This is a genomic window from Ruegeria sp. AL1 (genome assembly GCF_056540905.1).
Genome location: NZ_JBQFXP010000003.1, coordinates 158,636 through 178,031, shown reverse-complemented (window position 1 = coordinate 178,031; position 19,396 = coordinate 158,636). Strand labels below are relative to the sequence as shown.

Genomic DNA, 19,396 nt, shown 5'->3' with positions numbered 1-19,396 from the left:
CATCCGTATTTGAAACGAGAAGAAGCCGGGAAGGGATGCGCTGATGAAAGAACGGGTCGAAATATTCGAGGTCGGGCCGCGCGATGGTCTGCAGAACGAACAGCGCGAGATTCCGGTGGCCGAGAAGGTGGCTCTGGTCGATTGCCTCAGCCGCGCCGGGTTCAACCGGATTGAGGTGGCGAGCTTTGTCTCTCCGAAATGGGTGCCGCAGATGAAGGGCAGCGCAGAGGTGCTGGCCGGAATTACCCGGGCCGACGGCGTGCGCTATGCGGCGCTGACACCGAATATGCGGGGATATGAGGATGCGCTGGCGGCCAAGGCGGATGAGATCGCGGTGTTTGCCTCGGCGTCTGAGGGGTTTTCGAAAGCCAACATCAACGCAACCATCGCCGAGTCCATCGAGCGGTTTGTGCCGATCCTCGAAGCCGCGCGCCATATCGACCTGCCGGTGCGGGGCTATGTCTCTTGCGTGACCGATTGCCCCTATGACGGCCCGACCTCACCCGAAAAGGTGGCCGAGGTAGCGGACGCGCTGTTCGCCCATGGCTGCTACGAGATTTCTCTAGGCGACACGATCGGGCAGGCGACTCCGGACAAGATCGCCCATATGCTGCTGGCGGTGCGTGAGCGTGTACCCGCGACCCGCCTTGCGGGACATTTCCACGACACCAACGGGCGGGCGATTGACAACATAGACGCCTCACTGGCGCTGGGCGTGCGGGTGTTTGACGCCGCCGTGGGCGGGCTGGGCGGTTGCCCTTATGCGCCCGGTGCGGCGGGCAATGTCGCGACCGAGGCTGTGGCCGCTCATCTGGGGCGGCTGGGCTATGAAACCGGTCTGGATACCGCTGTTCTGGAGCTGGCGGCGGACATGGCGCGCGCCATGCGGCCAGAATGAGGGGGACGCCTATGTTTGATACGATCTCGCTGGAAACAGATGCGCGCGGTGTGGCTACACTGACGCTGAACCGCCCCGAAAAACACAATGCCTTGTCGGCGCAAATGATTGCCGAGCTCACCCAAGCCGCCGGGCAATTGGCCAGTGATGACTCGGTGCGCGTGGTCGTTCTGGCTGCGTCAGGCAAAAGCTTCTGTGCCGGGGGCGATCTGGGCTGGATGCAGGCGCAGATGGCCGCCGATCCTGAAACGCGCTTTGTCGAGGCGCGCAAGTTGGCCGAGATGCTGAATGCGCTGAACACGCTGCCCAAGCCCTTGATCGGTGCCTTGCAGGGCAACGCGTTTGGCGGCGGCGTCGGGATGGCCGCTGTCTGCGACGTGGCGATTGGGGTCGACAGTCTGAAAATGGCGCTGACCGAAACCCGTCTGGGTCTGATCCCGGCGACGATTGGCCCCTATGTGATTGCGCGAATGGGTGAGGCGCGCGCCCGGCGTGTTTTCATGTCGGCCCGTCTGTTTGATGCTGCAGAAGCCGTCGATCTGGGATTGCTGGCCAAAAACGTCCCTGTCGACGGGTTGAACGACGCGGTTGAGGCAGAGGTGCTACCCTATCTTTCTTGCGCGCCGGGGGCGGTGGCTTCGGCCAAAGAGATGATCCGACATCTGGGTCCTCGCATTGACGATGCTGTGATCGACCACACGATTAGGGGATTGGTGTCGCGCTGGGAAACCGAAGAGGCGCGCGAAGGGATCACTGCTTTCTTCGAAAAACGAAAACCTGCATGGATTAGTAATGTTTAGAAGGCACAAGCCTTCGCGTGGATTCAAAATTTCGGTTGGCAAGGGCAGAACAGGCGTAAGCGGATTAATAGCCCCCTGCGCGTTTCTGGTCGGTTGACCCTCTGACCCCGCACAGATAGAGAATGGCCAGTCAACTCGCCAATTGACGGCGCACCCTTTCGGGGCATGCGCAGGAAAGGAGCTATACGTGGAAGACCTGCTGCGGGAGTACCTCCCGATTCTGGTGTTTCTGGCCGTTGCCGTGGGCCTTGGAATCGTCCTGATTCTGGCGGCTGTGGTACTGGCCGTCCGCAATCCCGACCCCGAGAAGGTCAGCGCATATGAATGTGGATTCAACGCATTCGATGATGCGCGGATGAAGTTCGATGTCCGATTCTATCTGGTCTCGATTCTGTTCATCATCTTCGATCTGGAGATTGCGTTCCTGTTTCCCTGGGCCGTGGGCTTCAAGGACATCAGCGATGTGGGCTTCTGGTCCATGATGGTGTTTCTGGCCGTGCTGACCATCGGCTTTGCCTATGAGTGGAAGAAGGGGGCGCTGGAATGGGAGTGATGACGGGTGCAAACGCCACCGGCGTCGATAAAGAAGTCGCCACCCAGGCCCTGAATGCGGAATTGCAGGACAAAGGTTTCCTGCTGACTTCGACCGAGGACATCATCAACTGGGCGCGCACTGGTTCGTTGCACTGGATGACCTTTGGTCTGGCGTGTTGCGCAGTTGAGATGATGCATACCTCGATGCCGCGCTATGATGCGGAACGGTTCGGTATCGCTCCGCGCGCGTCCCCGCGTCAGTCAGATGTGATGATCGTCGCTGGCACCCTTACCAACAAAATGGCCCCGGCCCTGCGAAAGGTCTACGACCAGATGCCCGAGCCGCGCTATGTGATCTCGATGGGGTCCTGCGCCAACGGCGGCGGCTACTACCACTATTCCTATTCGGTCGTGCGTGGCTGTGACCGTATCGTTCCGGTGGATATCTACGTGCCCGGCTGCCCTCCGACCGCTGAGGCGCTGCTGTATGGCCTGATGCAGTTGCAACGCAAAATCCGTCGTACAGGAACGATCGTGCGATGAGTGATCCGGTTGTCAGGCGCTGGGAGGCTGTGGTTGCCCGAGACGATGTTGCCGAGTGGGTCGGTACCTTTCGGACGCGTGCGCTCCCCGGCATGCGCGCCGTGGAAGGGTTCGAAAGCGTGTCCTTCCAAGTCCGGCGCGATCAGGATCCCTGCCATGTCGTGGTGCTGAGCAAATGGCGTGACATGGCCGCCATTGCGACCTATGCGGGCGAGGACGTCGCAAAGACGGTTATGCCCGACTTTATGGCGAAGTTTTTCAAGTCTTACGACGCAGAAGCTACGTTCTATGACGAAGTTTTGCAGGAGGGCCGCAATGAGTGAAGCGCTCAAAGAACTCGGCGCGCAGCTTGAGCTGAAGAGGGCAGATTGTGTTCTGTCATGGGATGTGACCCATGGCGAGCTGAACGTCGATGTGGCCCCGTCGAACCTTGTGGAATTCGTTGAATTCCTGAAATCCGACCAAAGTTGCAAGTTCTCGTCACTGGTCGATATCACTGGCGTCGATTACCCCGAACGGGCCAAACGGTTCGATGTGGTCTATCACTTCCTGTCGATGTACCAGAACCAGCGCATCCGCCTGCGGGTTTCGATCCGCGAAGAAGACATGGTGCCCTCGATCGTCGATATTCACCCCTCGGCCAACTGGTTCGAGCGTGAGGTGTTCGACATGTTCGGCATCCTGTTCTCGGGACACCCGGACCTGCGGCGCATTCTGACCGACTATGGCTTTCGCGGTCATCCGCTGCGTAAGGATTTCCCGACCACCGGCTATACCGAGGTCCGCTATGACGAGGCGAAAAAGCGCGTGGTCTACGAACCCGTGTCGCTGGTTCAGGAATACCGGCAGTTTGATTTCATGAGCCCATGGGAGGGTGCGAATTATATTCTGCCAGGGGATGAGAAGCAGGAGTCCGAATAATGGGCGGCATCTGGTGGTTGATCCTATCTGCACTGACCATCATCCCGATGGTGAAGATTTTGCCGTTTTTCGGGATCAACAAATACTGGTGCCTTCTATGTTTGGTTCCGTTTGGAACGATCGCGCTGCTGTGGTGGGTCGGGATCAAGCTGCAAGAGTTGGAGCGCCTCTGATATGATAGGCGAACTGATCATTCTGGGCGCTTTGGGCGTTCTGCTGGCAGGGGCCGCAGCCAAAGCGACCGAAGCTGAAAAGGTCCGGGTACGGGCCGAAGCAAAGAAGAAACGGGGGCGTCGCTGATGGACTTTGTCGAAGTGTCATTTCTCGATTTATTGACCGTCTTGTCCGTTGGCTTGGGCATGTATGTTTCTTTGCTCGCCCCACTGTTGATTGTGCTTCGCATCCAAGGGGTTCCAGCAAGCCGCGTAGCGCTTTGCTTGTTGCCAATGATTGGACCTGTAGCACTAATTGTTACAACTATCGCTCGTGCAGAGCGACGATATTCTGAGGTCTGATGATGGACGGCTCAAGATATGATGACGGCAGCTCGGATGCGCTGAGCGGCGAGCAGAAGATCCGCAATTTCAACATCAACTTCGGTCCGCAACACCCTGCGGCACATGGTGTTTTGCGCCTTGTGCTTGAGCTGGACGGCGAGATCGTCGAGCGCTGCGACCCTCATATCGGCTTGCTGCACCGTGGTACCGAAAAGCTGATGGAAAGCCGGACGTATCTGCAGAACCTGCCGTATTTCGACCGTCTGGATTACGTGGCCCCGATGAATCAGGAACATGCCTGGTGTCTGGCCATCGAAAAGCTGACCGGAGTCGAGGTGCCGCGCCGGGGCTCGCTGATCCGGGTTCTGTATTCCGAGATTGGGCGCATTCTGAACCACCTGCTGAACGTGACCACGCAGGCGATGGACGTGGGTGCCCTGACTCCACCGCTTTGGGGCTTTGAAGAACGCGAAAAGCTGATGGTGTTCTATGAGCGTGCCTGTGGCGCCCGCCTGCACGCCGCCTATTTCCGTCCCGGTGGCGTCCATCAGGATCTGCCGCCGGAATTGCTGGACGATATCGAGGCTTGGAGCCACGAGTTCCCTGCCGTTTTGGACGACATTGACGGTCTGCTGACCGAAAACCGCATCTTCAAACAGCGCAACGCCGATATTGGCGTCGTGACCGAGGATGACATCCAGAAATACGGCTTCTCGGGCGTGATGGTCCGTGGCTCGGGCCTCGCATGGGACCTACGCCGCGCGCAGCCCTATGAATGCTATAACGAGTTCGAATTCCAGATCCCCGTCGGTAAGAATGGCGACTGCTATGACCGCTATCTGGTGCGCATGGAAGAAATGCGCCAGTCACTGCTGATCATCCGTCAGGCTATCGCCAAAATCCGCGACTGCCCCGGAGATGTTCTGGCGCGTGGCAAGATCACCCCGCCGAAACGCTCGGACATGAAAACCTCGATGGAAAGCCTGATCCATCACTTCAAGCTCTATACCGAAGGCTTCCACGTCCCCGCGGGCGAGGTCTATGCCGCCGTCGAAGCCCCCAAGGGCGAGTTTGGCGTCTATCTGGTCGCCGACGGCACCAACAAGCCCTACCGCGCCAAGCTGCGCGCGCCGGGGTTCCTGCACCTGCAAGCCATGGACCATGTCGCCGGAGGCCACCAACTGGCTGATGTCGCCGCGATTATCGGCACCATGGACGTCGTATTTGGAGAGATTGACCGCTAATGCTCCGCCGTCTTCACCCCGAACAACCCGAAAGCTTTGCCTTTACCGCTGCCAACCAGCAATGGGCTGAGGCTCAGATCACCAAATACCCCGAAGGCCGTCAGGCCAGTGCGGTGATCCCTCTGCTGTGGCGCGCGCAGGAGCAGGAGGGGTGGCTGTCCCGTCCGGCGATTGAATCCGTCGCCGATATGCTGGGCATGGCCTATATCCGTGTGCTCGAGGTCGCCTCGTTCTACTTCATGTTCCAACTCCAACCAGTTGGGTCGGTGGCGCATATTCAGGTGTGCGGCACGACCTCCTGCATGATTTGCGGGGCTGAGGACCTGATTTCGGTTTGTAAGGACAAGATTGCCGCGAAACCGCACGCACTATCCGCCGATGGCAAGCTGAGCTGGGAAGAGGTCGAATGCCTCGGTTCCTGCACCAATGCGCCGATGGCTCAGATCGGCAAGGATTATTATGAGGACCTGACCGCCGAGAGCTTTGGCAAGATTATCGACGATCTGTCGGCGGGCAATGTTCCGACGCCGGGCCCGCAGAACGGTCGCTATGCGGCGGAGCCATTGAAAGGGTTGACCAGCCTGACCGAGCATGAGGCCGGTAAGCCGGACCACAATGCCAGTGTGGCCCTGGCGACGGGTCTGGGCGATACGGTCAAGCGCATTGACGGGACCGAGGTCCCGATCCTGACGCCGTGGCTTGGGAAAGACGGCAAACAGGCCGGAGCCTCGGCCGCGTCAGAACCGCCCAAAGCGCCTGAGCCCGCGAAACCTGCCGTTAAGCAGGCCGAAGAGGCCAAGGCCGCGCAGGAACAGGTCAAGGAAGACAAACCCCGGACGCTGACTGAGGCGCGTGGAGGCTTGCCGGACGACCTCAAGCTGCTGAAAGGGGTCGGGCCGAAGCTGGAAGAGACGCTCAACGGTCTGGGCTTTTATCACTACGACCAGATCGCCGCCTGGACGCCTGCGCATGTGGCCTGGGTGGATGCGCGCCTGAAGTTCAAGGGCCGGATCGAACGCGACGGCTGGATCGAACAGGCGGCCAGGCTGGCGGTTGGGGACCAGACCGAGTTTGCCAAACGTGCCAAGGAAGACGGCACTTACGAAGACTAGGACAGGTGCCCGCAGGGGCATCGGGGGAAGATGGACAAGGATACGGAACAGGCCATAGCCCGAAAGGGCCGCCATGTCGGCATCGTCATTGCGGTGACGATGGTGATCTGGCTTGGCGCGACCATGTTCATCGGTCCCGCGTTGGGTATGCCCGGGCGCTATGCGCTGCTTTTTGATTTTGCCGCTCTGGCAGGGTTCATCTATGCGGGTGTCAACATTTTTCAACTCTGGCGCATGCGTCAGGATAGCCAAGGGTAACTGAGCCATGCTGAAGGATCAGGACAGGATCTTTACCAACATCTACGGGATGCATGAGCGCACTCTGAAAGGCGCGCAGGCCCGGGGGCATTGGGACGGCACCGCTGGCCTGATCGACAAGGGCCGCGACTGGATTATCCAGACAATGAAGGATTCCGGGTTGCGCGGTCGGGGCGGGGCGGGTTTTCCGACCGGTCTGAAATGGTCGTTTATGCCCAAGGAAAGCGACGGTCGCCCCTCGTATCTGGTGGTGAATGCCGACGAATCCGAGCCCGGCACCTGCAAGGATCGCGAGATCATGCGCCATGATCCGCATACGTTGATCGAAGGCTGCCTGATCGCGTCCTTCGCGATGAATGCGCATACCTGCTACATCTACCTGCGCGGCGAGTATATCCGCGAGCGTGAGGCGCTGCAGGCCGCGATTGATGAGGCGTATGACGCCGGTCTTCTGGGCAAAAACGCCGCTGGCTCGGGCTGGGATTTCGACCTGTTCCTGCATCACGGTGCTGGAGCTTATATCTGCGGTGAGGAAACCGCCCTGATCGAAAGCCTTGAGGGCAAGAAGGGTATGCCGCGGATGAAACCTCCATTCCCGGCGGGGGCGGGGCTGTATGGTTGTCCGACCACGGTGAACAACGTGGAATCGATTGCCGTTGTGCCGACGATCCTGCGCCGGGGCGCGGATTGGTTCGCGGGCTTTGGCCGGCAGAACAACGCAGGTACCAAGCTGTTCGCGATCTCGGGCCATGTGAACAACCCATGTGTGGTCGAAGAGGCGATGTCGATCCCGTTCGAGCAACTGATCGAAACCCATTGCGGCGGTATTCGCGGCGGTTGGGACAATTTGCTGGCGGTGATCCCCGGCGGATCCTCGGTGCCTTGCGTGCGCGGTGAGAATATGCGCGATGCGATCATGGATTTTGATTATCTGCGGGGCGAGTTGGGCTCGGGCCTGGGCACGGCGGCGGTGATCGTGATGGACAAATCCACAGATATCATCAAGGCGATCTGGCGGCTGTCGAAATTCTACAAGCACGAAAGCTGCGGTCAGTGTACGCCGTGCCGCGAAGGCACCGGCTGGATGATGCGCGTGATGGACCGTCTGGTGCGCGGTGAGGCGGAACTGGAAGAGATCGACATGCTGTTTGATGTGACCAAACAGGTCGAAGGACATACGATCTGCGCCCTAGGCGACGCGGCAGCCTGGCCGATCCAGGGCCTGATCCGCAATTTCCGCGAAGAGATCGAAGACCGCATCAAGGCGCAGAAATCGGGCCGCATGGGCGCGATGGCGGCGGAGTAGGGCTGATGGACGTTCTAGCTGAATATGGTCACGCGGTCGCATCGCTGGTGATTTTCGCGCTAATCGTATTGTTCCTGGCGCCGTTTACGGCGCTGGCCAAGCAAGGCAAGGGCCTCGCCCCGGGCGCGACGCCGGATCAGGACTATTCCGACAAGGCCTATCGCCTGAACCGTGCCTATCTGAATGGAACCGAGACACTGCCGGCTTTCGTGGCGGTCACGGTTGCTGCCATATTGATGGGGGCCAGCCCGTTCTGGGTGAACCTTCTGGCTTCGGTCGCACTGCTGGCACGTCTGGCGATGCTGTTTGTCCATATTCGAGGAATAGGTCGTCCTAACAGTGGCTTACGATCTGTTCTCTATGTTGTGGGATGGGCCTGCATGTTCATTACGGGCATCATGGCATTGGTGGCGGCGTTCTGATGGGGGGCCTTGGTTGTCAACATATCGGACGGGCCGGATTGCGGGCGAGCCTTCTGCGGCTGCAGGTGGCGGTTGTTGCGCTTGGATTGGTGACCGCGTGCGGTATCGTGAAATCATCGGAAGATCAGATCGTCTTTGATGGGAAATCGTTTCGGGCGAAGGCCAAGCCCGTTGACAAAAAAGCGTCGCCCACGGATTTCACCGTCGTGGTGACCGGCGTATCCAAATCGCTGAAAGGCGCGCGCGAGGCGGGGCGCTTTGAGGGGACCAAGTTCTGCATTCAGAATTTCGGGTCTTCCAGAATTGTGTGGTCTGTTGGGCCGGATACCGAACCTCAGAAGCTGCGCATCAGCGACGATAAGCTGACCTTCATCGGACGGTGTCAGCGACCATGAGGCAATGGTTCGCATATCAGGCTGGCGCATTTGGGCTGTTATTGCATAACAGTGCTGGTCTCGTTCGTTTTGGTTCTTCCAAAACGAAAGGATTTTTCATGTCTGGTGCGAAACTCTGTGCGGTGTTGTCTTTGCTGGTGGTCCCTGCGGCTGCTGAAGCCAAGCCTCCTTTGCGCGAGGTCAAAGAGATCGACAACGAACTCTATTACATCGCCGTCGCAAATGAGATTTCCGAGTACTGCCCTTCGATCAGCGGGCGTCGGTTGAAAGCGATTGGTGTGATGTGGGACCTGAGGTCCAAGGCGAACAAACTGGGATATTCGGACAAGGAAATCCGGGCCTATGTGGATTCGGATACTGAAAAGGACCGGATGCGCGCCAAAGGCGAGGCCTATTTGGCGCAAAACGGCGTCACTTACGAAAATCCGAACACTTTCTGCACGCTGGGGCAGAAAGAGATCGAAAGAAACAGCGCCATTGGCGTGTATTTGAGGGCGAACTAGGCGATGTCTGACCTCCGCAAGATCAATATCGACGGGCAGGAAATTGAAGTCGATGGCGCGATGACCCTGATTCAGGCGTGCGAGCAGGCCGGGGTCGAGGTGCCGCGCTTTTGCTATCACGAGCGCCTTTCGATTGCCGGCAACTGCCGGATGTGTCTGGTCGAGGTCGTGGGCGGCCCGCCCAAGCCTGCCGCGTCCTGCGCCATGCAAGTTCGTGACCTGCGCCCGGGGCCCGAGGGGCAGGCCCCTCAGGTCAAGACGAACTCGCCCATGGTCAAGAAGGCCCGCGAAGGGGTGATGGAGTTCTTGCTGATCAACCACCCGTTGGATTGCCCGATCTGCGATCAGGGCGGCGAATGCGACCTGCAGGATCAGGCGATGGCCTATGGTCTGTCGGGCACACGGTTCAAGGAAGCCAAGCGGGCGGTGGATGATCTGGATTTGGGACCGCTGGTCGGCACCGCGATGACACGCTGCATCAGCTGCACCCGTTGCGTGCGCTTCACGACTGAGGTCGCGGGCATCACCCAGATGGGCCAGACCGGGCGCGGCGAAGATGCCGAGATCACCTCGTATCTGAACCAGACGCTGGATTCGAACTTGCAGGGCAACATCATCGACCTGTGCCCGGTTGGGGCGCTGACCTCGAAGCCCTATGCCTTCACCGCCCGTCCGTGGGAGCTGACCAAGACCGAGAGCATCGATGTAATGGACGCTCTGGGCTCGAACATCCGCGTGGATACAAAAGGGCGCGAGGTGATGCGATTCCTGCCGCGCAACCATGACGGCGTGAACGAGGAATGGATCAGCGACAAGACCCGCTTTGTCTGGGACGGGCTGCGTCGCCAGCGTCTGGACCGGCCATATGTGCGCGAGAATGGCAAACTGCGCCGGGCAACGTGGCCCGAGGCGCTGACCAAAGCCGCCGAGGCGCTGAAAGGGGCCAGCAAACCTGCGGGCATCGTTGGTGACTTGTCTCCGGTCGAGGCGGCGTTTGCGCTGAAACAGATGATCGAGGGGCAGGGCGGCGTTGTCGAATGCCGCACCGACGGGGCCAAGCTGCCCGCGGGCAATCGCGCGGCCTATGCCGGGACCGCCGCGATTGAAGATATCGATACGGCCGAACGCATCCTGCTGATCGGCACCAACCCGCGCGATGAAGCCCCGGTTCTGAACGCGCGTATCCGCAAGGCGTGGGCGCATGGGGCCGAGGTCGCTCTGGTCGGGCCTGCGGTCGATCTGACCTATGACTACCACCATGTCGGCGACGACCGAGCGGCCTTGCAGAAGGTGGTCGATATGGGCGGCGATGATGAGATCAAGGGCAAGCCCTCGCTGGTCATCGTGGGCCAGGGTGCCCTGCAAGAGGCCGATGGGGCCGCCGTTCTGGCCGCTGCGCAAACCATTGCCGCGAATACCGAAAGTGGCCTGATCATCCTGCATACTGCCGCGTCGCGCGTCGGTGCGATGGATGTGGACGCCACAAACGAAGGCGGCATGGACGCGGTCAGCGCGGCAGACGTAATCTACAATCTGGGCGCGGATGAGGTCGAGATCGGCGACGGGGCATTCGTCATCTATCAGGGCAGCCATGGAGACCGGGGCGCGCACCGCGCCGATGTGATCCTGCCGGGCGCAGCCTATACAGAAGAAAACGGCCTGTTCGTGAACACCGAGGGCCGTCCGCAACTGGCCATGCGCGCCGGATTTGCGCCCGGTGAGGCCAAGGAGAACTGGGCGATCCTGCGCGCGCTATCCGCAGAATTGGGCGCAACACTGCCCTTCGACTCGCTGGCGCAACTGCGCACGGCACTGATTGAGGCCGTTCCTCATCTGGCACAGGTCGATACGGTGATAGAGAATGAGGGTCAGGTCCTCAATGCCGGACCACTGGGCAAAGCCACCTTCCGCTATTCGGTCAAGGATTTCTATTTGACCAACCCGATTGCCCGTGCCTCACAACTGATGGCCGAGTTGTCGGCGCAGGCGCAGGGTCGCAAATCCGGGAAGATCGCGGCGGAATGACACAAATCTGTTTCATATCGCACCCAGGCGCGGCGGCCGGGCGGCAGATAGCCGCGCTTGAAATGCGTGTGGACCCCAAGATTAAGGGTGGCGCTGCAGCATCAGATGCTGTTTACACCAACGCGCCGACCCAGCCGCAGATCGCGCAGGCATCTGGCCTTTGCATCGCATGCGGACAACAGAATACCCACGGTGTGAGGACCAATGGCAGATTTCTTTAACACCCCAGGCGGAATAGCCATCATCATTCTGGCGCAAGTGCTTGCCGTTGTGGCCTTTGTGATGATCTCGCTGTTGTTCCTTGTCTATGGCGATCGCAAGATCTGGGCTGCGGTTCAGATGCGTCGCGGCCCCAACGTGGTTGGTGTCTACGGCATCCTGCAATCGGTGGCCGACGCGCTTAAATATGTGGTGAAAGAGGTCGTGATCCCTGCCGGGGCTGACCGCTCGGTGTTCATTCTGGCCCCGATGACCAGCTTTGTTCTGTCGCTGATCGCCTGGGCTGTGATCCCCTTCAATGATGGCTGGGTGCTGTCTGACCTGAACGTCGCGGTTCTGTATGTTTTTGCCGTGTCCTCGTTGGAGGTTTATGGCGTGATTATGGGCGGTTGGGCGTCAAACTCAAAGTATCCGTTCCTCGGCTCGCTGCGCTCGGCGGCGCAGATGATCTCATACGAAGTGTCCATTGGTCTGATCATCATCGGCGTGATCATCTCGACCGGGTCGATGAATTTCGGCGCGATCGTCGGTGCGCAGGATACCGGCTACGGTTTCTTCGGCTGGTACTGGCTGCCGCATTTCCCGATGGTCTTCCTGTTCTTCATCTCGGCTCTGGCCGAGACCAACCGTCCACCCTTCGACCTGCCCGAGGCGGAATCCGAGCTGGTGGCCGGGTATCAGGTGGAGTACTCCGCGACCATGTTCCTATTGTTCATGGCTGGTGAGTACATCGCGATCTTCCTGATGTGCGCCCTGATCTCGCTGCTGTTCTTCGGCGGCTGGCTGTCCCCGATCCCCGGCCTGCCCGATGGCGTGCTGTGGATGGTCGCCAAGATGGCGTTCTTCTTCTTCATCTTCTCGATGGTTAAGGCGATCACACCCCGCTACCGCTATGACCAGCTGATGCGGCTGGGCTGGAAAGTGTTCCTGCCGTTCTCGCTGGCTTGGGTGGTGTTTGTGGCCTTTGCCGCGAAATTCGACTGGTTCTGGGGCGCGTTTGCGCGTTGGAGCGTGGGGGGATGATGGACCTTCGAAACCTCTTGATAGTTTTCGCGATCATGGGTGGCAGTCTTGCCGCCAAAGCGGATGAAACTTCTCCACAACAAGTGCAAAACTCGTTTGAATTGGCTCAAAGATTTTGCCCTGCCGAGATTGATTTCGTGTCCAAATACAACAAAGGCCTGGCAGAGAGGTTGGCGACTCACAAACATTCCAGAGACCCGGTTTTTCCCCAAGATCAGTATTTGGCCTTTCATAAAGTAGTTCTCGGGCATGAGTTACTTACTGAACTTGTTCTGGATATGGCGTTCTACACAGACCAGATAGAAGACAAGGAGCCTGTTCCGGAAAAACTAAAAGGAAGCGTGACAGCACTTTTACAGTTGACAGAGTGCCTTAGCCCCACGTCGCAAGACCGTATATTGGTTGAGCAATTCTTAGTGACGGCAATTGACACAGGCGAGCTCGAGGTTCCGGAAACTTCGACGGCCCACGAAGTGATTTCTCTAGTTAAGGGCAAACTATATTCGCAATTCGAATCTATGGAATGTAGGAAAATTACTGAATTTCATCGGCGAGTTCTTTCCGTTGACCCGGCGTCGCCCGACGTCGCTGACCAAGTGCGTATCATCACCAAAGACACAATCGGACGTTGCGAGGAGGCAGGCTGACCCATGACTCAAATCGACTACACCCGCGCTGCCAAATACTTCCTTCTGCAGGACTTCTGGGTCGGCTTCAAACTGGGGATGAAGTACTTCTTCGCCCCTAAGGCGACCATAAACTACCCGCATGAAAAGGGTCCTCTGTCCCCTCGTTTTCGTGGCGAGCATGCCCTGCGCCGGTATCCGAACGGTGAGGAACGCTGCATCGCGTGCAAACTGTGCGAGGCGATTTGCCCGGCGCAGGCCATCACCATTGATGCCGAACCGCGCGAAGACGGCAGCCGCCGCACCACGCGTTATGACATCGACATGACCAAGTGCATCTATTGTGGCTTCTGCCAAGAAGCCTGCCCGGTCGATGCCATCGTCGAAGGCCCCAACTTCGAATTCGCAACGGAGACCCGCGAAGAGCTGTTCTACGACAAGGAAAAACTGCTGGATAACGGTGAACGCTGGGAAGCCGAGATCGCCCGCAATCTGGAAATGGACGCGCCGTACAGATGAGTGACACGCCGACAAATCCGTTTGAACTGATGATGAAGCAGGCGCAGGACATGGCCAAGGCGATGAACCCGGCGATGGAGAATTTCTCGCCCAAGGGGTTCGAGGCGCTTTGGCCGACCATGCCGAAAGAGGTCATGGAGATGATGTTCGGCAACACCGTCAACACCGACGGGTTGGACGCCAAGACCCGTCTGCTGCTGACGCTGGCCGGGTTGACCTGTCAGGGTGCGCAGGCGGATACAGCGGTACGCCAAACGGTGCGCCATGCGCTTGAGGCGGGCGCCAAGAAACAAGAGATCGTGGAAACGATCGGGCAGATGTCGGTCTTTGCTGGCATCCCGGCCATGACCCGCGCGCTGGATCTGGCGCAAGAGGTTCTGGGCGACAACGAGGATGAGGATCAATGACCGTCTTTGCCTTCTACCTGTTTGCCATCAGCGCCATCACCGGCGGCCTGTTCACAGTGATCAGCCGCCAGCCGGTACATTCGGTGCTGTGGCTGATCCTGTCCTTCCTGTCCTCGGCGGGGCTGTTCGTTCTGCTTGGGGCCGAGTTCGTGGCGATGCTGCTGATCATTGTCTACGTCGGCGCGGTCGCGGTCCTGTTCCTGTTCGTGGTGATGATGCTGGACGTGGACTTTGCCGAGCTGAAGGCCGAGATGGCGCGCTATATGCCGCTGGCTCTGCTGATCGGTCTGGTTATTCTTATGCAGTTCGTCATGGCTTTCGGAGCATGGGACAGCGCGCAAGGCGTTGAGGCCAATCTGGCCCAGCCGGTCCCAACAGACCGCCACAATACCGAGGCGCTGGGTGTCATCCTTTACGATCAATACTTCCTTCTGTTCCAGCTTGCGGGCCTGATCCTGCTGGTGGCGATGATCGGTGCCATTGTTTTGACGCTGCGCCACCGTCAGGACATCAAGCGTCAGGACATCATCGGCCAGATGATGCGCGACCCGGCCAAGGCGATGGAGTTGAAGGACGTGAAGCCGGGGCAGGGGTTGTGAGACACGAACTTTCAAAAGTAGTGGCCGTAACAAGCTGCCTTGTCTCGCTTTCGACGGGTGCCATTGCCTGCCAAAGTGCCGCGCAAAACGAAGGCTTCAAGATGAAGAAGGTTATGCCTGATTGCAGCTTTCGAAATGGCGGCAGAGGTCAATTTGCGATCTTCGGCGGCAAACCGGTTGTCGATATTGGAAATGGACGTATCGGCCAACGCATCCATAGTGGTGAAGGTTGCAGCCCGGATGAAAGCCTTTTCTTCATGAATTGCACTGACGGAACGGGCATCGTCGTGGATGGGTTGCACTACACTTCGGAAATCGCCGGCTACACGCCGAGTTCCATTGACCTAATCCAAAAACCGCTTGGAGAAATTGGGCTGACTCCGGAAACAACGGTTTCCGATGTTCAAGAGGTTGCGACCGATAACCGTTACTCATTCACGAAAGAACTCAGAAATTTCTTTGCTCGAACCAAAGACCACAAGCGCATCGACTACACCTGCGGCTGCAAACTCTACTACCCCGACTCGCCAGGAGCGAAGCTATGATCGGACTTGAACACTATCTTACGGTCGCGGCGACGCTGTTCGTCATCGGCATTTTCGGTCTCTTTCTGAACCGCAAGAACGTCATCATCCTGCTGATGAGCATCGAACTGATTCTGTTGGCGGTGAATATCAACCTGGTGGCGTTCTCCAGTTCTGTCGTTGGATATGGCGATCTGGTTGGGCAGGTGTTTACGCTGTTCGTGCTGACCGTCGCGGCGGCCGAGGCGGCGATTGGTTTGGCCATTCTGGTCTGCTTCTTCCGCAACCGTGGCACCATCGCGGTTGAAGACGTCAATATGATGAAGGGCTAAGAGAACTATGGAAACCACCATCCTCTTTGCCCCTCTGGTGGGCGCGCTGCTCTGCGGGTTCGGCTGGCGCTTTATTGGCGAGAAGGCGGCCATGTGGACCGCAACGGGCCTTCTGTTTCTGGCCTGTCTGCTGTCGTGGATCGTGTTCTTCACCTTCGATGGCGTTACCCAACAGATCGAGATCATGCGCTGGATCGAAAGCGGTTCGCTGTCGACAAGCTGGGCCATCCGTCTGGACCGGCTGACCGCGATCATGCTGATCGTGGTGACGACGGTCTCGGCGCTGGTTCACCTCTATTCCTTCGGCTACATGGATCACGACCCGCAATGGCGCGAGGGCGAAAGCTATAAGCCGCGTTTCTTTGCCTATCTGTCCTTCTTCACCTTCGCGATGCTGATGCTGGTGACGGCGGACAATCTGGTTCAGATGTTCTTTGGCTGGGAGGGCGTGGGCGTCGCCTCGTATCTGCTGATCGGGTTCTACTATCGCAAGCCATCGGCCAATGCGGCGGCGATGAAGGCGTTTATCGTCAACCGGGTCGGTGACTTTGGCTTTGCGCTTGGTATCTTTGCGCTGTTCTTCCTGACCGACAGTATCAACTTTTCGGACATCTTCGCCTCGGCCTCGACGCTTTCGGAAACGCAGCTGCATTTCCTGTGGGGCGAGTGGACCGCGGTTGAGGTGATCTGCGTCCTGCTGTTCATCGGCGCGATGGGCAAATCGGCGCAGTTGATCCTGCACACTTGGTTGCCCGACGCGATGGAAGGCCCGACGCCTGTGTCGGCCCTGATCCACGCCGCGACCATGGTGACGGCGGGTGTGTTCCTTGTGTGCCGCATGTCGCCGTTGATGGAGTTCGCGCCGGGTGCGACCGGGTTCATCACCTTCCTTGGGGCCTCGACCGCGTTCTTTGCGGCGACCGTGGGTCTGGTGCAGACGGACATCAAGCGAGTCATTGCGTATTCGACCTGTTCTCAGCTGGGGTATATGTTCGTTGCCGCTGGCGTCGGCATGTATTCAGCGGCGATGTTTCACCTGCTGACGCATGCGTTTTTCAAGGCGCTGTTGTTCCTCGGGGCCGGTTCAGTGATCCACGCGATGCATCACGAGCAGGAGATGACTGAATACGGCGGGTTGCGGAAGAAAATCCCCTATACGTTCTGGGCGATGATGATTGGCACGCTGGCCATCACCGGTGTCGGCATTCCGCTGACCACCTTCGGCTTTGCCGGGTTCCTGTCCAAGGACGCCATCATCGAAAGCGCCTATGCAGGCGGCACCGGCTATGCCTTCTGGATGCTGGTGATCGCGGCGATGTTCACCTCGTTCTACAGTTGGCGTCTGATCTTCCTGACCTTCTATGGTGAGCCGCGCGGGGACAAGCACACGCATGAGCATGCACATGAAAGCCCGAAAGTCATGCTGATCCCGCTGGGTGTACTGTCTCTGGGCGCGGTCTTTGCCGGGATGATCTGGTACGGCAACTTCTTTGGTCATGCGGACAAGGTAGGCAAGTTCTACGGCATTCCGGTCGCTGAGGCCTCGGAACACGTCGAGGGCGGAGACCACGCGGCGGATACGGCGCATGATGCACATGCTGACGATGACCACGGGGACGCCCATGCGGATGACGGCCATGGTGAGAAAGATGCCCATGGCGATCATCACTATGTCTTTGCTGGTGAGCCGGGTGAGGGCGCGATTTACATGGGTCCGGAAAACCATGTGCTGGACGATGCACATGCGGCTCCGAAATGGGTCAAAGTCTCGCCTTTCGTGGCGATGCTGCTTGGGTTTATCGTGGCCTACTGGTTCTACATCGTGAACACCTCGCTGCCCGCGCGTCTGGCTGCAAACCAGCGTCCGCTGTATCTGTTCCTGCTGAACAAGTGGTACTTTGACGAAATCTACGATGCGATCTTTGTCAAACCCACCGTGGCGCTTGGTCGGTTCCTGTGGAAGCGCGGTGACGGCAACACAATCGATGGCTTCCTGAATGGGATTGCGATGGGTGTTGTGCCCTTCTTCACCCGTCTCGCAGGGAAGGCTCAGACCGGTTACATCTTTACTTACGCCTTCTGGATGGTCTTGGGGATTGCTGCCCTTGTCACCTGGATGTCGATCGGCGGAGGCGCACACTAATGGACAATATCCTATCTATTGTCACCTTCATTCCCGCCATCGCAGCAGGCATTCTGGCCCTGTTCCTGCATGGCGACGATGCCGCTGCACAACGCAATGCCAAATGGGTTGCGCTGGTGGCGACGACCGTGACCTTCCTGGTGTCCATCGGCATTTATACCGGCTTTGACCCCAACAACACCGGCTTCCAGATGGTGGAAGAGGGTGAGTGGCTGCTGGGCCTGAAATACAAGATGGGCGTGGACGGCATCAGCGTTTTGTTCGTGCTGCTGACCACCTTCATCATGCCGCTGACCATTCTGGCCAGTTGGAACGTGACCGACCGCGTCAAGGAATACATGATCGCCTTCCTGCTGCTGGAAACGCTGATGCTAGGCGTGTTCATGGCGCTGGATCTGGTGCTGTTCTACCTGTTCTTCGAGGCCGGTCTGATCCCGATGTTCCTGATTATCGGCATCTGGGGCGGCGCGAACCGGATTTACGCGAGCTTCAAGTTCTTCCTGTATACCTTCCTCGGCTCGGTGTTGATGCTGGTCGCGATGGTGGCAATGTATGCCGATGCGGGCACCACGGATATCGAGGCGCTGATGAGCCATCAGTTCTCGTCCGAAGGGTTCAGCGTGTTGGGCGTCTATATCGTCGGCGGGATGCAGACGCTGATGTTCCTGGCCTTCCTCGCCTCTTTTGCGGTGAAAATGCCGATGTGGCCGGTGCACACCTGGTTGCCGGACGCGCACGTTCAGGCCCCGACGGCGGGCTCGGTCGTGCTGGCGGCGATCCTGCTCAAAATGGGCGGCTATGGCTTCCTGCGGTTCAGCTTGCCGATGTTCCCTGTGGGTTCGGCGGTGATGACCGATCTGGTGCTTTGGATGTCGGCCATCGCCGTGGTCTACACCTCGCTGGTGGCGCTGGTGCAGGAGGATATGAAAAAGCTGATCGCTTATTCCTCGGTTGCACATATGGGCTTTGTGACCATGGGCATCTTTGCTGCGAACCAGCAGGGCATTGACGGTGCGATCTTCCAGATGCTCAGCCACGGGTTTATCTCGGCGGCGCTCTTCCTGTGCGTCGGCGTGATCTATGACCGGATGCACACCCGCGATATCGAGGCTTATGGCGGCTTGGTCATTCGCATGCCTGCCTATGCGCTGGTCTTCATGCTGTTTACTATGGCCAATGTCGGCCTGCCGGGCACGTCCGGGTTTATCGGAGAATTCCTGACCCTGATGGGCGCGTTCCAGGTCAACACATGGGTGACGGCGGTCGCCGCGACCGGCGTGATCTTCTCGGCCGGGTATGCGCTGTGGCTCTATCGCCGTGTGGTCTTTGGCGACCTGATCAAGGAAAGCCTGAAAGCCATCACTGACATGAGTTCGCGCGAGCGTCTGATCTTTGCGCCGCTGATCGTGATGACCATCCTGCTGGGTGTTTATCCATCGCTGGTAACCGATGTGATCGGGCAATCGACCGCTGCGCTGATTTCGAACTATGACACGGCTCTGGCCGCGGCTGAGGCTGCGATCCAGTCAGCCGCTTCGCATTAAGG

The 19,396-nt window shown here is 58.8% G+C and carries 25 protein-coding genes; all 25 read left to right on the top strand.

Annotated features, from left to right (window positions below; all coding sequences use genetic code 11):
* Positions 1 to 43: 43 nt before the first annotated feature.
* The 25 genes from ACRZ9X_RS06345 (at position 44) to ACRZ9X_RS06225 (ending at position 19,394) form a co-directional block, all read left to right on the top strand.
* Positions 44 to 898 carry a hydroxymethylglutaryl-CoA lyase gene (locus ACRZ9X_RS06345; RefSeq protein WP_480516938.1) on the top strand — a complete coding sequence of 285 codons (855 nt, stop codon included), beginning with the start codon at positions 44 to 46 and terminating at the stop codon, positions 896 to 898.
* Positions 899 to 909: 11 nt separating this feature from the next.
* The gene (locus ACRZ9X_RS06340) at positions 910 to 1,698 is read left to right on the top strand and encodes a crotonase/enoyl-CoA hydratase family protein (protein ID WP_480516936.1); all 789 of its coding nucleotides are present in this window, start codon (positions 910 to 912) and stop codon (positions 1,696 to 1,698) included.
* 187 nt (positions 1,699 to 1,885) lie between these two features.
* Positions 1,886 to 2,251: an NADH-quinone oxidoreductase subunit A gene (locus tag ACRZ9X_RS06335; RefSeq protein WP_170325678.1), complete on the top strand. Its 366-nt coding sequence runs from the start codon at positions 1,886 to 1,888 to the stop codon at positions 2,249 to 2,251.
* Positions 2,242 to 2,775, top strand: a complete 534-nt coding sequence (locus ACRZ9X_RS06330) for a NuoB/complex I 20 kDa subunit family protein (protein ID WP_480516934.1) — start codon at positions 2,242 to 2,244, stop codon at positions 2,773 to 2,775. Before ACRZ9X_RS06335 ends, ACRZ9X_RS06330 begins: the two co-directional genes overlap by 10 nt.
* Positions 2,772 to 3,098, top strand: coding sequence for an antibiotic biosynthesis monooxygenase (locus tag ACRZ9X_RS06325; protein WP_480516932.1), 327 nt, complete (start codon positions 2,772 to 2,774; stop codon positions 3,096 to 3,098). Before ACRZ9X_RS06330 ends, ACRZ9X_RS06325 begins: the two co-directional genes overlap by 4 nt.
* Positions 3,091 to 3,696 carry an NADH-quinone oxidoreductase subunit C gene (locus ACRZ9X_RS06320; protein ID WP_480516930.1) on the top strand — a complete coding sequence of 202 codons (606 nt, stop codon included), beginning with the start codon at positions 3,091 to 3,093 and terminating at the stop codon, positions 3,694 to 3,696. Before ACRZ9X_RS06325 ends, ACRZ9X_RS06320 begins: the two co-directional genes overlap by 8 nt.
* Positions 3,696 to 3,869, top strand: a complete 174-nt coding sequence (locus ACRZ9X_RS06315; RefSeq protein WP_170658736.1) for a hypothetical protein — start codon at positions 3,696 to 3,698, stop codon at positions 3,867 to 3,869. Before ACRZ9X_RS06320 ends, ACRZ9X_RS06315 begins: the two co-directional genes overlap by 1 nt.
* A 1-nt stretch (position 3,870) precedes the next feature.
* Positions 3,871 to 3,996 (top strand): hypothetical protein, encoded by a 126-nt coding sequence (locus ACRZ9X_RS06310; RefSeq protein WP_480516928.1) that lies wholly within the window; start codon positions 3,871 to 3,873, stop codon positions 3,994 to 3,996.
* A 217-nt stretch (positions 3,997 to 4,213) separates the two neighbouring features.
* Positions 4,214 to 5,437 (top strand): NADH-quinone oxidoreductase subunit D, encoded by a 1,224-nt coding sequence (locus ACRZ9X_RS06305; RefSeq protein WP_480517298.1) that lies wholly within the window; start codon positions 4,214 to 4,216, stop codon positions 5,435 to 5,437.
* The gene (gene nuoE, locus ACRZ9X_RS06300) at positions 5,437 to 6,549 is read left to right on the top strand and encodes an NADH-quinone oxidoreductase subunit NuoE (protein ID WP_480516926.1); all 1,113 of its coding nucleotides are present in this window, start codon (positions 5,437 to 5,439) and stop codon (positions 6,547 to 6,549) included. Before ACRZ9X_RS06305 ends, nuoE begins: the two co-directional genes overlap by 1 nt.
* A gap of 30 nt (positions 6,550 to 6,579) precedes the next feature.
* Positions 6,580 to 6,807, top strand: a complete 228-nt coding sequence (locus ACRZ9X_RS06295; RefSeq protein ID WP_480516924.1) for a DUF5337 domain-containing protein — start codon at positions 6,580 to 6,582, stop codon at positions 6,805 to 6,807.
* A 7-nt stretch (positions 6,808 to 6,814) separates the two neighbouring features.
* A complete protein-coding gene (gene nuoF, locus ACRZ9X_RS06290; RefSeq protein WP_480516922.1) occupies positions 6,815 to 8,113 on the top strand; it encodes an NADH-quinone oxidoreductase subunit NuoF in 1,299 nt (432 codons plus the stop codon).
* Between the two features lie 5 nt (positions 8,114 to 8,118).
* Positions 8,119 to 8,535 carry an MAPEG family protein gene (locus ACRZ9X_RS06285; RefSeq protein ID WP_480516920.1) on the top strand — a complete coding sequence of 139 codons (417 nt, stop codon included), beginning with the start codon at positions 8,119 to 8,121 and terminating at the stop codon, positions 8,533 to 8,535.
* A complete protein-coding gene (locus ACRZ9X_RS06280; RefSeq protein ID WP_480516918.1) occupies positions 8,484 to 8,930 on the top strand; it encodes a hypothetical protein in 447 nt (148 codons plus the stop codon). Before ACRZ9X_RS06285 ends, ACRZ9X_RS06280 begins: the two co-directional genes overlap by 52 nt.
* Before the next feature lie 98 nt (positions 8,931 to 9,028).
* Positions 9,029 to 9,433 carry a DUF5333 domain-containing protein gene (locus ACRZ9X_RS06275; protein WP_480516916.1) on the top strand — a complete coding sequence of 135 codons (405 nt, stop codon included), beginning with the start codon at positions 9,029 to 9,031 and terminating at the stop codon, positions 9,431 to 9,433.
* A gap of 3 nt (positions 9,434 to 9,436) precedes the next feature.
* Positions 9,437 to 11,458 carry an NADH-quinone oxidoreductase subunit NuoG gene (gene nuoG / locus ACRZ9X_RS06270; protein WP_480516914.1) on the top strand — a complete coding sequence of 674 codons (2,022 nt, stop codon included), beginning with the start codon at positions 9,437 to 9,439 and terminating at the stop codon, positions 11,456 to 11,458.
* Between the two features lie 204 nt (positions 11,459 to 11,662).
* Positions 11,663 to 12,700, top strand: coding sequence for an NADH-quinone oxidoreductase subunit NuoH (gene nuoH / locus ACRZ9X_RS06265; RefSeq protein WP_480516912.1), 1,038 nt, complete (start codon positions 11,663 to 11,665; stop codon positions 12,698 to 12,700).
* Complete coding sequence (locus tag ACRZ9X_RS06260; RefSeq protein WP_480516910.1) at positions 12,697 to 13,347, top strand: hypothetical protein; 651 nt, start codon at positions 12,697 to 12,699, stop codon at positions 13,345 to 13,347. Before nuoH ends, ACRZ9X_RS06260 begins: the two co-directional genes overlap by 4 nt.
* 3 nt (positions 13,348 to 13,350) lie before the next feature.
* The gene (nuoI, locus tag ACRZ9X_RS06255; protein WP_480516908.1) at positions 13,351 to 13,845 is read left to right on the top strand and encodes an NADH-quinone oxidoreductase subunit NuoI; all 495 of its coding nucleotides are present in this window, start codon (positions 13,351 to 13,353) and stop codon (positions 13,843 to 13,845) included.
* Entirely contained in the window at positions 13,842 to 14,252 is a 411-nt protein-coding gene (locus ACRZ9X_RS06250; protein WP_480516906.1) for a carboxymuconolactone decarboxylase family protein, read from the top strand. The genes nuoI and ACRZ9X_RS06250 overlap by 4 nt, the downstream gene beginning before the upstream one ends.
* Positions 14,249 to 14,851 carry an NADH-quinone oxidoreductase subunit J gene (locus tag ACRZ9X_RS06245; protein ID WP_170752153.1) on the top strand — a complete coding sequence of 201 codons (603 nt, stop codon included), beginning with the start codon at positions 14,249 to 14,251 and terminating at the stop codon, positions 14,849 to 14,851. The genes ACRZ9X_RS06250 and ACRZ9X_RS06245 overlap by 4 nt, the downstream gene beginning before the upstream one ends.
* Positions 14,848 to 15,396, top strand: coding sequence for a hypothetical protein (locus ACRZ9X_RS06240; RefSeq protein ID WP_480516904.1), 549 nt, complete (start codon positions 14,848 to 14,850; stop codon positions 15,394 to 15,396). The genes ACRZ9X_RS06245 and ACRZ9X_RS06240 overlap by 4 nt, the downstream gene beginning before the upstream one ends.
* Positions 15,393 to 15,707, top strand: a complete 315-nt coding sequence (gene nuoK, locus ACRZ9X_RS06235) for an NADH-quinone oxidoreductase subunit NuoK (protein ID WP_480516902.1) — start codon at positions 15,393 to 15,395, stop codon at positions 15,705 to 15,707. The genes ACRZ9X_RS06240 and nuoK overlap by 4 nt, the downstream gene beginning before the upstream one ends.
* A 7-nt stretch (positions 15,708 to 15,714) precedes the next feature.
* Positions 15,715 to 17,850, top strand: a complete 2,136-nt coding sequence (gene nuoL / locus ACRZ9X_RS06230) for an NADH-quinone oxidoreductase subunit L (RefSeq protein WP_480516900.1) — start codon at positions 15,715 to 15,717, stop codon at positions 17,848 to 17,850.
* Positions 17,850 to 19,394, top strand: a complete 1,545-nt coding sequence (locus ACRZ9X_RS06225) for an NADH-quinone oxidoreductase subunit M (protein WP_480516898.1) — start codon at positions 17,850 to 17,852, stop codon at positions 19,392 to 19,394. Before nuoL ends, ACRZ9X_RS06225 begins: the two co-directional genes overlap by 1 nt.
* Positions 19,395 to 19,396: the final 2 nt, after the last annotated feature.